The sequence below is a fragment of the Streptomyces bacillaris genome (assembly GCF_003268675.1).
Lineage (GTDB): Bacteria > Actinomycetota > Actinomycetes > Streptomycetales > Streptomycetaceae > Streptomyces > Streptomyces bacillaris.
Window position 1 is genome coordinate 1,162,953 of record NZ_CP029378.1, and the last position, 13,626, is coordinate 1,176,578.

A 13,626-nucleotide genomic window follows, 5' to 3' on the forward strand; every position below is an offset into this window, starting at 1 on the left:
GGAGGTGCCGGTGGGGCGGACGCGGTTCTCCGGGTCCGCCCCACCGGTCTTCGGCTGCCGCAGACACCCCCTAGCGCAGGACTGCCGTACGGAGGTCCGTCTGCTCCCGGGTCGGCGGCGCCGGGGCCTCCCGCCCGGTTCCGGCCTCCCACTCGACCAGCCGGATCAGGGCCGCCTCGCGGTGCCGGGGCGACTCGCGCTCCGCGCAGGCGGCGGCGAACCCCTCGACGAGGGCGGAGAGCGGGACGGCGGGGTTGGCGGCCAGCTCCTCTGCGGCGATGCGCAGGGCCAGGGGCAGTCCGCCGCAGAGCCGTACCAGCCGTACCGCGGCCGTCTCCTGACCCCGGAGCCTGCCGCCGCAGAGGCTGGTGAGCAGGGTCGCCGCGTCGTGGTCGGCGAGCGGGCCCATCGTGAGGACATGGGCGCCGTCGCGGGCGGCCAGTCCGCTGAACCGCTGTCGGCTGGTGGCCAGGACGCAGGACGAGCCGCGCGGTATGAGCGGCCTCAACTGGTCGGCTCCGAGCGCCTCGTCGAGCACCACGAGCATCCGGCGGCCGTGCAGCAGGCTGCGGTAGAGCGTGGTGCGGCCCGCCACGTCGGCGGGCATCCGGGAGCGCTCGACGCCGAGGCTGGCCAGGAGCTGTTCCAGGGCGTCCGAGGCGGTCAGCGGCCTCCCCTGGCGGCCCGTGCCGCACAGGTCCACGTAGAGCTGTCCGTCCGGGAAGCGGTCCAGCAGCCGGTGGGCCAGCTCCAGCACGAACGCCGTCTTGCCCACGCCCGGGGGCCCGTCGACGACGGCGATGGGGGTGCTGGCACCGTAACCGCCCCGCTCGTCGTCCAACAGCTCCGCCAGTTGCCCGAGTTCCTCCGTCCGGCCCACGAATCCGCGCGCCAGCGGCGGGAGTTGGATGGGCCGGGAGAGATCGGGGGCGGTGCTCGCGGGGCGTAAGGGGCGGGGTGGCACGGTCGGTCCGCCGCCCCGTCCGAGCCGGGGGTGTCCGGCCAGGATCTGCTGGTGGAGGCTGCGCAGTTCGGCGCCGGGCTCGATGCCCAGCTCCCGGTTGAGCAGCCGCCGCGTCTCGGTGTAGACGGCCAGCGCGTGCGCCTGGCGGCCGCTGCGGTAGAGGGTGAGCATCAGCAGCCAGCGCAGCTTCTCGCGCAGCGGCTCCTCGCCCACGGCGGCGGAGAGTTCGGTGACCGCCTCCGCGTGGCGCCCGGCCTCCAGCATGTCGGCGGCCCACTCCTCGACGGCGGTCAGCCGCAGGTCCCGCAGCCGGGTGCGCTCCACGGCGGCGAAGGGGCCCGGCACCCCCGAGTACGCGTCGCCGTGCCAGAGCGCGAGGGCCTCCTCGTACCGCCGTACGGCCTCGTCCGGGCTTCCCCCGGTCCGGGCTCTGCGGGCCCGCGCGTGGCGCCGGGCGAAGAGCGTGGCGTCCACCTGCTCGGGGTCCATCCGCAGGCAGTAGCCGCCGGAGACCGAGGTGAGGATGGACCCCGCCGCCCGCCTCCCGCGCCCGGGCTCCAGGGCGCGGCGCAGCCCGGCCACATAGGTGTGGACGCCGTTCGTCGCGGTCTGGGGGATGTCACCGTCCCAGAGCGCGTCGATGATGTGGTCGACCCCGACCACCTCGCCCGCCCGGCTGGCGAGCAGGGCGAGCACCGCGCGCTGCTTGGGAGGGCCGAGAGGCACCTCCTGGCCGTCCCGCCAGACACGTACCGGCCCCAAGAGCTGTATGCGCAACGGTTCCCCCGACGTGGCCAACACTCGGTCGCCTCCTGTGATCGTGTTGCGTGCGCACGGCACCGCCTCGGTACGGTGGCCGGCAGCTGGTGTCCGGGGGGCGGCTCGCGCCAGGTCCCGGTGGGGCGCCCCGGGAGGCGCCGCGACGGAGCCCCGGACCCATGGGCGGCTCCGGGTGGTCGTGCCCGGCATCCGGGCACGCACGGCTCAGGGCCGGTGGGCCGGACACGCCCGCGGGATCACGATCCGCGTGGGCGTCTCCCCGGCGGTTTCCCGGCGGGTCGAAGGACATCGGGCGGAATGCAGACACCCGACGGGATTCCGGGCGGCACAATTCCTCTTCCGATCCGCACCCGCCCCGAAGATCAACACGGCCTCGCCGTCGATGACCACTTCAGGCGCCTCTCTTCCGGCCATTCCTGTATCCCTGAAACGTACGCGTAAGGTAACAGTAGCGGGGCGATAGTGGGTTGTCACTGACGCCTTTTCCGCGCCGCCTCAAGGGCCCAACTCGCCCTGGGGGGCGGCTCCGTGGCGATTCGCGAGGTGATCCCGACGCGTTCGCGCACTTCATCGGGGGTGGCCGAATATTCCCCGGCCGTCCAGTTTATGTGCAGCACGCTTCTGTCAAGCTTTCCCCTCCAGCTATTTCGCCCGAACGGCATATGCCCCCCGCCTTCCCTGCCCAGGACACGGATTCGCCTCCATGGCCGGAAGATTCGGCCCGATCCGGCCGGTTCGCAGGTTGCCTCGCGAAGAAAGATGGATGTATGGAGCCCCGCGGACAACGCTCCGGCCGGACCGGCCGCCCGCCCCGCCTCTCCCAGGAGGCGATCCTCGTCGCCGCACAGCGCATTCTCGACACGGAGGGTCCGGAGCGGCTCTCCATGCGCCGACTGGCCCGGGAGATGTCCAGTACGGCCATGGCCCTCTACCACCATGTGCAGGACAAGGACGAGCTGCTGCTGCTCCTGCTCGACGCGCACGCCCGGCGCTACCCCCGCCCCGTGCTGCCGAGCGACCCGCGCACACGGCTCCTCGCCTCCGCCCAGGTGCTGCACGATCTGCTCGCGGACTGCCCGTGGATCGCGGAGGTGCTCTCCTTCGACGACTTCGTCAGCGAGTCCGCGCTGTGGATCGTGGAGAACATCGTGGACGCGGCGGTCGAGTGCGGGATGGCCCTGGAGGACGCCGTGTACGCGTACCGCGTGATCTGGCACTACACCGCGGGGGTCCTCGCCATCCGGGCCGGCAGGGAGCGCGTCCAGGCGCGGGCCGAGCGCCCGGAGCACCGCGAACACGCCCTGGAATTCCTGGACTCGGTGGACTTCCCCCGGCTCAACGCGGTCGGCAGACGGTGGGCCGGGCTGACCGCCCGGGACGACCACCGCAAGGGCCTGGAGGCGGTGGTGGCCGGGCTGCTGGAGCAGAAGGCGGGGAGCGGGGCCGGGGAGAGGGCGGCGGTGGCGGGGGCCGGGGCGGAGGCCGTACAGGGCTGTCCGTGCTGCTGAACCACGCCTGTGCGACCGGTGGGCGACGGCCCGACTACCCGTGCGCCACCGGTGGGTTGAAGCGCGAGAAGTCCGGGTCGCTCCAGCGGAGCCGTACCGCGTCCTGCGTCTGCTGGACGGCCTCGACACGGAACTCCACCAGGCGCTGCGCCCCCGGTACGGCGGCCGCCTCGGCGCCGTCCCAGACGGTGTGGGCGGTGCCGGAGAGCTGGAGGAGGTCGCCGGTCTCCCAGTCGGGCACCAACAGCCCCGCCCCCGGGCCCAGTTCGAGGTTACCCAGGGTGAGGAACATGGCGTTGCCCGCGTAGTCGGGCCAGCGCAGCCGGGTGGGTGAGAGCACCTGGAGGAAGCCGGGGTTGCCGCCCCGGTGCGAGGCGTCGGCGTCGCCGTCCGGGGAGGCGGTGGCGATGAAGAAGCTGTCGGCGGTGGCGAGGGTGAGCTGCTGGACGGTGGTCAGCGCCTCGCCCCTGCGGACGGCCGTACGGCGGCCGCCCCGGTCCGGCGGGAGCAGGGCGTACTCCCGTTTCTGGAGGTATTTGGGGCAGTTGCCGATCACCTGGTCGAGGGCGATCCGTACGCCGTCGCCCTCGGGCCGCGCGACCCCGTTGAGGCGGATACGGCGGCGGGTCGCCGGTTCGATGGCGATCATGCCGACCCGGGTGCCGCTCTCCCGGAGCACCGCGCCGAGCGGGTCGTCGGCGGCGGGCCGGGCGGCAATGGTCAGGGTGCGGGGGTCCGGCACGGCGAGGAGGCCGGGGGCGCCGGTGAGCAGGGTGCTCCAGAGCCGCCCGGAGGCGTCGGCGGCGCCGATGACGATCATCGGCTGGCGGGCGAGGAAGAGCGCGGCGGCCTCGGGCACCGCGTCCCGGATGGCCCGGAGCGAACCGGCCGCCGGGTCGCGCAGTCCGGCCCGGTGCTGCACGGCGAGTTCGCCGTGGTGGTAGTCGGCCATGGTCGCTCCCGCCCTTCGCCCTGCGGCCCGGTGGGGCGACTGTACTCCCGTGGCTCCCGTACGGCAGAGGGAAGGCCCCCGCCCCGGAGAGGAATCCGGTGCGGGGGCCTGTCTGGGGGTGACGGTGCGTCAGGAGACCGTCAGCGGACGGATCGCGGTGGGCGCGTGCGACGGGTCCGTGGCGATGTCCTCGAACTCGTTGACCGAGGCGATGTCGGTGCCGCTCATCGCGATGTTGGTGACCCGCTCCAGGATCGCCTCGACGACGACCGGGACCCGGAACTCGGCGGCCAGCTTCTTGGCCTCCTCGAAGGCGGGCAGCAGCTGGTCCGGCTCGGTGACCCGGATGGCCTTGCATCCCAGGCCCTCGACGACCTTGACGTGGTCGACGCCGTAGACGCCCAGCTCCGGGGAGTTGAGGTTCTCGAACTCCAGGTTGACCTGGAAGTCGATGTCGAAGTTGCGCTGCGCCTGGCGGATGAGGCCCAGGTAGGAGTTGTTCACCAGGACGTGGACGTAGGGGATGCGGTGCTGGGCGCCGACGGCCAGCTCCTCCAGCATGAACTGGAAGTCGTAGTCGCCGGAGAGGGCGACGACCGTGCCCTCCGGGTCGGCGGTGGCGACGCCGAGCGCGGCCGGGATGGTCCAGCCGAGGGGGCCCGCCTGGCCGCAGTTGATCCAGTGGCGCGGCTTGTAGACGTGCAGCATCTGGGCGCCGGCGATCTGGGAGAGCCCGATGGTGGTGACGTAACGGGTCTCGGGGCCGAACGCCCGGTTCATCTCCTCGTAGACGCGCTGCGGCTTGAGCGGCACGTTGTCGAAGTGGGTGCGGCGCTGGAGGGTGGCCTTGCGCTCCTGGGTGGAGGCGGCCCAGGCCGAGCGGTCCTTGAGCCTGCCGGCCGCCTTCAGCTCGCGCGCCACCTCGACGAAGAGCTCCAGCGCGGCCTTGGCATCGGAGGCGATGCCGAGGTCGGGGGCGAAGATCTTGCCGAGCTGGGTGGGCTCGATGTCGACGTGGACGAAGGTGCGGCCCTGGGTGTAGACGTCCAGCTTGCCGGTGTGGCGGTTGGCCCAGCGGTTGCCGATACCGAGGACGAAGTCGGACTCCAGGAAGTTGGCGTTGCCGTAGCGGTGGGAGGTCTGGAGGCCGACCATGCCCGCGTTCAGCTCGTGGTCGTCGGGGAGGATGCCCCAGCCCATCAGGGTGGGGATGACGGGGACGCCGGTCAGCTCCGCGAACTCCACCAGCAGCGCGGAGGCGTCGGCGTTGATGATGCCGCCGCCCGCGACGAGCAGGGGGCGCTCGGAGGCGTTCAGCAGCTCCACGGCCCGCTCGATCTGCTTGCGGGAGGCGGCGGGCTTCTGCACCGGCAGGGGCTCGTACAGCTCGGGGTCGAACTCGATCTCGGTGAGCTGGACATCGATGGGCAGGTCGATGAGGACCGGGCCGGGGCGGCCGGTGCGCATCAGGTGGAAGGCCTGCTGGAAGACGCCGGGGACCTGGGCGGCCTCCAGGACGGTGGTCGCCGCCTTGGTGACCGGCTTCGCGATCGAGGCGATGTCGACGGCCTGGAAGTCCTCCTTGTGCAGGACGGCCGTGGGGGCCTGGCCGGTGATGCAGAGGATCGGGATGGAGTCGGCGATGGCGGAGTAGAGGCCGGTGATCATGTCGGTGCCCGCCGGGCCCGAGGTGCCGATGCAGACGCCGATGTTGCCCGCCTTGGCCCGGGTGTAGCCCTCCGCCATGTGGGAGGCGCCCTCGACATGGCGGGCCAGGGTGTGGTGCACCCCGCCGGCCGCCTTGAGAGCCGCGTAGAAGGGGTTGATCGCCGCTCCCGGCACGCCGAAGGCGTTGCTGACGCCTTCGCGCTTGAGGATCTCAACTGCCGCACGGGCAGCGGTCATACGAGGCATTGAGTGCTCCTGCTCGGGATCGGTGGAGTCGGGCTCTGTCGCGCCACCTGAGAGCACCAATTCCGTATTGCGGAAAATTAGTTCTGCTATACGGAAGCAATCTAAAACGCGGGGGCATCGCCGTCAAGTACGCCGATTCCCTCCCCAGAACCTCGCTCCTGGTGGACGATGGGGTGACGAGGGAGGCACGGAGCGCAGCCGTCGCGCGGGGCATGCCGGTGGAGGAGGCCGTTCCGCACGCCCGCGCCGGACGAGGACGCGGCTGCGCGGAGCCGTGCCGGAGGGAGAGCAACGTGAAATCCGTGCCGGTCCGGTGTCCGGTCTGCAGCCGGGACCACGCCTATGTCGCACCGGCCTACCCGTGCCCGTGCGGAGCGCCCACCGCGCCGCCGCTGCTGCCCGGCGCCCCGGCGGTCCAGGTCGTCCGGCGCACCTGGGACGAGGACTGGGTCACCGTCCGCTGCACCGCCTGCGACCGGCGCGACCAGTGGCCGCAGCCGGAGCTGTGCTGCCCGTGCGGGACCCTGCTGCGGATACCGGTGCGCCCGGTGGACGAGCCCGCTGCCCCGCCGGGCCCCGTCGCCCCGGCCCACATCCCGCTGCCGCGCACCGCCGCCCACCCGCGCCCCGCGTTCCGGCCGCGGACGATCCGTACCGGCCATGACGCGGTGAGCGCGGCCGCCCTCTATCTGACCTGGCTCGGCTACCGGGAGGTGGCCCGGCCCCGGACGCGGCCCGCGGGCGGGATCGACCTGCGGGCCACCGGGCTCGTCGCCCAGGTCGACGCCACGACCCGGCCGGTGGAGCTGCGCGCCGTGGAGTGCCTCTGGCTGAACGCCCTGGGCGCATCGGCGGCCGGGGTGTTCTTCTCCCTCGCGGGGTACGCGGCCGAGGCGCGGGCCCGGGCGGACGGGATCGGCCTCCCGCTCTTCGTCATGGACCTCGACGGGACGCCCCAGCCGGTGAACAGCCCGGCGGACGAGCTGGTCAGCACGGGGGCGTGAGGGCCGGGCCGGTTCCCGGGGGATGTTTTCGGGCCACCCCGTACCGGCGCCCCGCCCGGCGCGGCACACTGAGTACATGCGTATCCGCTCCGCCAGACGCTCCGATCTCCGCCTGCTCCAGGACATCGAGCGCGCCGCAGGGGAACCCTTCCGCACCCTCGGCATGACCTCCGTGGCCGACGACGATCCGCCCCCGCTCGACCTGCTGGAGAACTACCGGCGGGCCGGGCGGTGCTGGGTGGCCACCGACCCCCTCTCCACCACCGGCGACCGGCCGCTCGCCTATGTGATCGCCGACCCCGTCGACGGGGCCCTGCACATCGAGCAGATCTCGGTGGACCCGGCCGCCGCCCGCCGGGGCATCGGCCGCGCGCTCATCGACCACCTCGCCGGGCTCGCCCCCGGGCAGGGCCTCACCGCCCTGACCCTGACCACCTTCAGCGATGTCCCGTGGAACGCCCCGTACTACGCACGCATCGGTTTCCGTGTGCTGGCCGAGGGCGAACTCACGGATGGACTGCGCGCGATCCGGGGCGAGGAGGCCCAGCACGGTCTGGACCGCTGGCCACGGGTCTGCATGCGCCGCGACCTGCTGCCCAGCGGCCCGGGGGCGGCGCCCTCGGTGCCGACCCCGGCGTCGGCGTCCGCAGCTCCGTCCGCGCCCTCTTCCGCCTCCTGCGCCGCGTCTCCCTCCCCTTCTTCCGCGTCGGCGGGAGCGGCGGCGGTCGCTGTCAGTGGCGCCCCGTAAACTAAGGGCATGGATTTAACTCCCCGTCATGCCCTGGAGCCCGCCGTCGTCTCCGCCGCCCGGGCGAACGAGGCCATCCGCGCGCTCGTGGACTCGCGTGCGGGCCAGGACTGGTCCGCCGTGGAGTCCGCGACGTACGAGGTGCTGCTCGTCGAGTGGGCGGCGGCGACCCGGCCGGCCGGGTCCGACATCATCGAAGCCGCCTGACCCGACCGGTCGCCGGGACCGTGCTCGGTCCCGGCGACCGGCGTACGGCGGGCCCGGCCCCGGCGCGTACGGCAACCGGTCTACGCCGTACGGCGCGACCCACGGCCGGGGGCTCCGGGCATCACCCCACGGCGGGAGGCGACCGGCACCGCCCCTCGACGGGGGACGGGCCGCACCACCCTCAGCGGGAGACGGGCGGCGACCTCAGTCGGCGTACGTCTCCCGCAGCTCGATCTTCCGGACCTTCCCGCTGACCGTCATCGGGAAGGCGTCCAGCACCCGCAGCCTGCGCGGGATCTTGTAGTGGGCCAGCCGCTCCCGGCAGTACGCGGTGATCTCCTCCAGCACCGGCGGGTCGGCCGGGTCGCGGGGGATGACGCAGGCCAGGATCTCCTCCCCGTACCGCTCGTCCGGCACCCCGACCACCTGGACGTCCGCGATCTTCGGGTGGCCGTGCAGGAACTCCTCGATCTCCCTCGGGTACACGTTCTCGCCGCCCCGGATGATCATGTCCTTGATCCGGCCGACGACCTGGACATAGCCGTCCTCGCGCATCACCGCCAGGTCCCCGGTGTGCATCCAGCGGCCCGCGTCGATCACCTCGGCGGTGCGGTCGGGCTGGTCCCAGTAGCCGAGCATCACGCTGTAGCCCCGGGTGCAGAGTTCGCCCGGTATGCCGCGCTCCACGGTGGTGCCGGTCGCCGGGTCGACGATCTTGACCTCGATGTGGGGCAGCACCCGGCCCACCGTGCCGGTGCGGCGCTCCAGGTCGTCGTCGCGGCGGGTCTGGGTGGAGACGGGCGAGGTCTCCGTCATGCCGTAGCAGATGGACACCTCCTCCATGTGCATCTCCGCGACCACCCGCTTCATCACCTCGACCGGGCAGGGGGATCCGGCCATGATCCCGGTACGGAGCGAGGAGAGGTCGTAACGGGCGAAGTCCGGCAGGTTCAGCTCCGCGATGAACATCGTGGGGACGCCGTAGAGCGAGGTGCACCGCTCCTGCTGGACGGCGGCGAGCACGGCGGCGGGCTCGAAGGAGGGGCCCGGGATGACCATGCAGGCGCCGTGCGAGGTGGCGGCGAGATTGCCCATCACCATGCCGAAGCAGTGGTAGAAGGGAACCGGCAGACAGATCCGGTCCGCCTCCGTGTAGGCGATCATCTCCCCCACGAAGTAACCGTTGTTGAGGATGTTGTGGTGGGAGAGCGTGGCCCCCTTGGGGAAGCCGGTGGTGCCCGAGGTGTACTGGATGTTGATGGGGTCGTCGCAGGACAGCGTGGCCTCGCGCGCCGCCAGTTGGTCCGGGGTGACAGCCGGTGCGGTGGCCGTCAGCTCGGACCAGGACGGGTCGCCGATGTAGTGCACGGCCCGCAGGGCGGGGCAGTCGGCGCGCACCTCCCCGACGAGGGCCCGGTAGTCGCTGGTGCGGTGGGCGAGGGAGGCGACCAGCAGGGAGATGCCCGCCTGCTTGAGGACGAACTCCAGCTCGTGCGCCCGGTAGGCGGGGTTGATGGTCACCATGACGGCACCGATGCGGGCGGTGGCGTACTGGAGGAGCACCCACTCGGGGCAGTTGACCGCCCAGATGCCGACCCGGTCGCCCTTCTCCACCCCCGACGCCATCAGGGCCCGGGCCAGCTCGTCGACGTCGGCGCCGAACTCCGTGTACGTCCAGCGGCGCCCGGAGACCACGTCGACCAGGGCCTCGCGCTCCCCGTGGGCGGCGATCGTCCGGTCCAGGTTGCGGCCGATGGTGTCACCCAGCAGAGCGGTGGTGCCGGTGCCGTGCGCGTACGACGGACTCCTGGTCATTTCAGGTCCCCCTCGTCGAACTCGGTTCCCGCTCCGGCGCCTCGGGCGGTGCGTTCGCGCAGCTCGATGCGGCGGATCTTGCCGGAGACGGTCTTGGGCAGCTCCGCGAACTCCAGCTTGCGAAGGCGTTTGTACGGGGCGAGGACCGCCCGCGAGTGCTCGAAGAGGGCCTTCGCCGTCTCCGGCCCCGGCTCCCATCCCGCCGCCAGCACGACGTACGCCTTCGGGACGGAGAGCCGCAGCGGGTCGGGGGCGGGCACGACGGCGGCCTCGGCCACCGCCTCGTGCTCCAGGAGGGCGCTCTCCAGCTCGAAGGGCGAGATCTTGTAGTCCGAGGACTTGAAGACGTCGTCGCTGCGGCCCACGTAGGTGATGTAGCCGTCCTCGTCGCGCGCCCCGATGTCGCCCGTGCGGTAGTAGCCGCCCGCCATCGCCTCGGCCGTACGCTCCGGGTCGCCGTGGTAGCCGGTCATCAGGCCCACCGGGTGCTGGGAGAGGTCGAGCGCGATCTCGCCCTCGGCCACGCCCGGCCGGCCGGTGACCGGGTCGAGCAGCTCCACGGTGAAGCCCGGGCTCGGGCGGCCCATGGAGCCGGTCCTGAGGGGCTGGCCGGGGCTGTTGGCGACCTGGACGGCGGTCTCCGTCTGGCCGAAGCCGTCCCGGATGGTGACGCCCCACTCCCGCCGGACCGTCTCGATGACCTCCGGGTTCAGCGGCTCCCCCGCCGCCACGACCTCGCGCGGCGGAGTCCTCAGCCGGGACAGGTCGGCCTGGATGAGCATCCGCCAGACGGTGGGCGGGGCGCAGAAGCTGGTGACGCCCGAGCGGTCCATCTCGGCCATCAGCCGGGAGGCGTCGAAGCGGGTGTAGTTGACGATGAAGACGGTGGCCTCGGCGGTCCACGGGGCGAAGAGATTGGACCAGGCGTGCTTGGCCCAGCCGGGGGACGAGATGTTGAGGTGGACGTCGCCGGGGCGCAGCCCGATCCAGTACATCGTCGCCAAGTGGCCCACGGGGTACGAGACATGGGTGTGCTCGACCAGTTTGGGGCGGGCGGTGGTGCCGGAGGTGAAGTAGAGCATCAGCGGCTCGTCGGCCTCCGTCGGCCGGTCGGGGGTGAAGTCGGCCGGGGCGTCGGCCACTTCGGCGTACGGCCGCCATCCCGCCACCTCCTCGCCCACCGCGATCCGGGTGTACTTCCCCGGCACCTCGTCGAACTTCCCGGTGTCCGCGTCCCGGACCAGCACATGGCTCACCCGGCCGCGCTCCACCCGGTCGCGCAGATCGGCGGGGCCGAGCAGCGGGGTGGCGGGGATGACGACGGCGCGCAGCTTCATCGCGGCGAGGGCGGTCTCCCACAGGTCGACCTGGTTGCCGAGCATGACGAGGATGCGGTCGCCCTCCCGTACGCCCTGCTTCCGCAGCCAGTTGGCGGCCCGGGCGGACCGTTCGGACATGGCGGCGAAGGAGACCTCGGTGCGCCGGCCGTCCTCCTCCACGATGTGCAGGGCGGTCCGGTCGTTGCCCTCCGCGATGACGTCGAACCAGTCCAGCGCCCAGTTGAAGTGGTCGGGCCGGGGCCAGCGGAAGCCCGCGTAGGCCCGCTCGTACTCCTCGCGGTGGTCCAGCAGGAAGTCCCGGGCGGCCCGGAACGTCTCCGTCGCGCTCGTTGCCGGCATGTGCACTCCTTGTTACGGACCCGACCGGTCGCCTGACATCATGCAAACAGTGACCCAGGTCTCACCACCCCCGGACGGGGGTGGTGCCGCCCCTCACCCGGGGGACGGTTCGCGCGGATGGGGAGGCGTCGGAGTGCCGGAACCGGTCGATGCGGCCGATGCGGTCGAGATGCGTACGGCCCTGGCGGGGCTGCGCCGCACCAGTGGGCTGCCGGTCGTCTTCGGCGGGCTGCTCGCGGACGCCCGCCACGCCCGGATCGGGGAGCTGAACGGGGCGCAGACCAGCGCGCTGCGGGGGCTGGTCGTCTCGGCCGGGAGCGGCCTGGGCGGCAAGGCGATCGCCCTCGCCCGGCCCTGCGCGGTGACGGACTATCCCGTCTCGCGCCACATCAGCCACGAGTACGACACGGCGGTCGCGGCGGAGGGGCTGCGCTCGGTGGTCGCGGTGCCCGTGGTCGTACGCCGGTCGGTACGGGGCGTGCTGTACGGGGCGCTGCGCACGCCGGTGACCCTCGGGGACCGGACCTTCGACGCGGCGGTGGCGGCGGCCCGTGACGTGGAGCAGGCCCTCGCGGTCCGCGACGAGGTCCGGGAGCTGCTGGCCCTGACCCGGGACCAGGTGGCGGCGCCCGGCCCCGGCGCGGCTCCGGGCGTCTGGGAGGACGTACGCGAGGCCCACCGGGAGCTGCGCGCGCTGGCCCCGAGGGTGGCCGACCCGGTGCTCCGCGACGAACTGCTGGCCGTCTGCGGCCGCCTCGCCTCGGCCTCCGGCGCGCGGACCCCGGCGGCCGCCCCCCAGGTGCGGCTCGCCCCGCGCGAGGTGGACGTGGTGGCGTGTGTGGCGGCGGGCGCGACGAACGCGGCGGCCGCCCGTCAACTGGGGCTGCGCCCCGAAACGGTGAAGGGCTACCTCCGCTCGGCCATGCGCAAGCTGGGGGCGCACACCCGGCTGGAGGCGGTGGTGGCGGCCCGGCGGGCGGGGCTGCTGCCGTAGCGACGACGCGGACGACAGCACGACCGCATGAGTGTGCGGACGACGGCATGACGCCGTGGACGACGGCATGACGGCATGACGGCCGGGAAACGGCGAAGCGCCGGAGTACGGGGTTACGCCCACCGGCGCCCTGTCCCGCGCGCTCCTCCCGCGCCCGCCCCATGATGAACCGGTGATCAGTGTCCTCTTCGCCGTCCTGACCGCCCTGAGCAACGGATCCGGCACGGTGCTCCAGCGCCGGGCGGCGATGAGGGTGCCGCAGAGCGAGGCGATGCGTCTCTCCCTCATCGGCCGGCTGCTGCGCCAGCGGGTGTGGCTGGCCGGGATCGGCCTGGTGATCGTGGCGGCCGTCTGCCAGGCGGTGGCGCTGGCGACCGGGCCCATCTCGGTGGTGCAGCCGATCTTCGTCATCGAGCTGCCGGCGACCCTGCTGGTGGCCGGCTGGGCGATGGGCGTCCGGGCGCCGCGTACGGTCTGGTACGGCGTCGTCGCGGTGACCGCCGGGCTGGCGATCGGGCTCGCGGCGGCCGCGCCGGTCGACGGCACCGACTCCGTGCGGGGCGCGGACTGGATCCCGACGCTGCTGCTGACCGGGGCGTTCGAGGCGGCCGTGATCGTCGCCGCGCTGCGGACGCGCGGCGACACCCGGGCGGCGCTGCTGGGGCTCGCCTCCGCCTGCGGCTACTCGCTGACGGCCGCGCTGATGAAGGACGCGATGGCGCGCCTGGGCCCGGACGGCGGGGCGCTCGCGCTGCTGTCCTCCTGGCAGCTGTACGCGTCGGCGGCGGCCGGGGTGGGGGCGCTGTATCTGCTCCAGAACGCCCTGCACGCGGGGAGCCTGGTGGCGGTGCAGCCGGTGCTGACGCTCGGGGACGCGCTGATCAGCATCCTGTACGGGGTGACGCTCTTCGCGGAGGAGCTGCGCACCGGGTGGTGGCTGCTGCCCGAGCTGGCCGGGGTGGGGCTGATCGCGGTGGGGTGCGTGGTGCTGGCCCGCTCCTCGCTCGCCACCGACACGCTCGGGCCGCAGCCGCCGCCTCCGCCCCGGGTGAGCTGAGGCG

Annotated in this window: 11 protein-coding genes; 6 read left to right on the forward strand and 5 right to left on the reverse strand. The window is 73.0% G+C overall.

The window, feature by feature from the left end; all coding sequences use genetic code 11:
* Positions 1 to 70: 70 nt before the first annotated feature.
* The gene (locus tag DJ476_RS04785) at positions 71 to 1,690 is read right to left on the reverse strand and encodes an AfsR/SARP family transcriptional regulator (RefSeq protein ID WP_112492438.1); all 1,620 of its coding nucleotides are present in this window, start codon (positions 1,688 to 1,690) and stop codon (positions 71 to 73) included.
* 821 nt (positions 1,691 to 2,511) lie between these two features.
* Here DJ476_RS04785 and DJ476_RS04790 point away from each other — a divergent pair.
* A complete protein-coding gene (locus tag DJ476_RS04790) occupies positions 2,512 to 3,252 on the forward strand; it encodes a TetR/AcrR family transcriptional regulator (RefSeq protein WP_112489924.1) in 741 nt (246 codons plus the stop codon).
* A gap of 34 nt (positions 3,253 to 3,286) precedes the next feature.
* Here the strand turns inward: DJ476_RS04790 and DJ476_RS04795 are convergent, their stop codons facing one another.
* Complete coding sequence (locus DJ476_RS04795) at positions 3,287 to 4,204, reverse strand: pyridoxamine 5'-phosphate oxidase family protein (RefSeq protein ID WP_103417544.1); 918 nt, start codon at positions 4,202 to 4,204, stop codon at positions 3,287 to 3,289.
* A gap of 129 nt (positions 4,205 to 4,333) precedes the next feature.
* On the reverse strand, positions 4,334 to 6,118 hold the full coding sequence (gene gcl, locus DJ476_RS04800) for a glyoxylate carboligase (protein WP_112489925.1): 1,785 nt from the start codon (positions 6,116 to 6,118) through the stop codon (positions 4,334 to 4,336).
* A 293-nt stretch (positions 6,119 to 6,411) separates the two neighbouring features.
* Between gcl and DJ476_RS04805 the strand changes: the two genes are divergently transcribed.
* From DJ476_RS04805 to DJ476_RS04815, 3 genes are all read left to right on the forward strand, one after another.
* Positions 6,412 to 7,122 carry a hypothetical protein gene (locus DJ476_RS04805; protein ID WP_103417542.1) on the forward strand — a complete coding sequence of 237 codons (711 nt, stop codon included), beginning with the start codon at positions 6,412 to 6,414 and terminating at the stop codon, positions 7,120 to 7,122.
* A gap of 76 nt (positions 7,123 to 7,198) precedes the next feature.
* Entirely contained in the window at positions 7,199 to 7,870 is a 672-nt protein-coding gene (locus DJ476_RS04810; protein ID WP_103417541.1) for a GNAT family N-acetyltransferase, read from the forward strand.
* A 9-nt stretch (positions 7,871 to 7,879) separates the two neighbouring features.
* The gene (locus tag DJ476_RS04815) at positions 7,880 to 8,077 is read left to right on the forward strand and encodes a hypothetical protein (protein ID WP_029395371.1); all 198 of its coding nucleotides are present in this window, start codon (positions 7,880 to 7,882) and stop codon (positions 8,075 to 8,077) included.
* Positions 8,078 to 8,281: 204 nt separating this feature from the next.
* On the opposite strand, the gene DJ476_RS04820 is transcribed toward DJ476_RS04815, so the two are convergent.
* The gene (locus tag DJ476_RS04820) at positions 8,282 to 9,892 is read right to left on the reverse strand and encodes an AMP-binding protein (RefSeq protein ID WP_112489926.1); all 1,611 of its coding nucleotides are present in this window, start codon (positions 9,890 to 9,892) and stop codon (positions 8,282 to 8,284) included.
* The gene (locus DJ476_RS04825) at positions 9,889 to 11,571 is read right to left on the reverse strand and encodes an AMP-binding protein (protein ID WP_112489927.1); all 1,683 of its coding nucleotides are present in this window, start codon (positions 11,569 to 11,571) and stop codon (positions 9,889 to 9,891) included. The genes DJ476_RS04820 and DJ476_RS04825 overlap by 4 nt, the downstream gene beginning before the upstream one ends.
* A 133-nt stretch (positions 11,572 to 11,704) precedes the next feature.
* Here DJ476_RS04825 and DJ476_RS04830 point away from each other — a divergent pair, with 133 nt between their 5' ends.
* Together DJ476_RS04830 and DJ476_RS04835 are read left to right on the forward strand one after the other, a co-directional pair.
* Complete coding sequence (locus DJ476_RS04830) at positions 11,705 to 12,565, forward strand: helix-turn-helix transcriptional regulator (protein WP_103417538.1); 861 nt, start codon at positions 11,705 to 11,707, stop codon at positions 12,563 to 12,565.
* Positions 12,566 to 12,737: 172 nt separating this feature from the next.
* Positions 12,738 to 13,622 carry a DMT family transporter gene (locus DJ476_RS04835; RefSeq protein WP_103417537.1) on the forward strand — a complete coding sequence of 295 codons (885 nt, stop codon included), beginning with the start codon at positions 12,738 to 12,740 and terminating at the stop codon, positions 13,620 to 13,622.
* Positions 13,623 to 13,626: the final 4 nt, after the last annotated feature.

Excerpts from the sequence above, each read along its gene's own strand:
- DJ476_RS04795 (WP_103417544.1), bottom strand. The coding sequence starts at position 4,204 with ATGGCCGACTACCACCACGGCGAACTCGCCGTGCAGCACCGGGCCGGA.
- DJ476_RS04810 (WP_103417541.1), top strand. The coding sequence starts at position 7,199 with ATGCGTATCCGCTCCGCCAGACGCTCCGATCTCCGCCTGCTCCAGGAC.
- DJ476_RS04825 (WP_112489927.1), bottom strand. The coding sequence starts at position 11,571 with ATGCCGGCAACGAGCGCGACGGAGACGTTCCGGGCCGCCCGGGACTTC.
- DJ476_RS04815 (WP_029395371.1), top strand. The coding sequence starts at position 7,880 with ATGGATTTAACTCCCCGTCATGCCCTGGAGCCCGCCGTCGTCTCCGCC.
- DJ476_RS04790 (WP_112489924.1), top strand. The coding sequence starts at position 2,512 with ATGGAGCCCCGCGGACAACGCTCCGGCCGGACCGGCCGCCCGCCCCGC.
- gcl (WP_112489925.1), bottom strand. The coding sequence starts at position 6,118 with ATGCCTCGTATGACCGCTGCCCGTGCGGCAGTTGAGATCCTCAAGCGC.
- DJ476_RS04820 (WP_112489926.1), bottom strand. The coding sequence starts at position 9,892 with ATGACCAGGAGTCCGTCGTACGCGCACGGCACCGGCACCACCGCTCTG.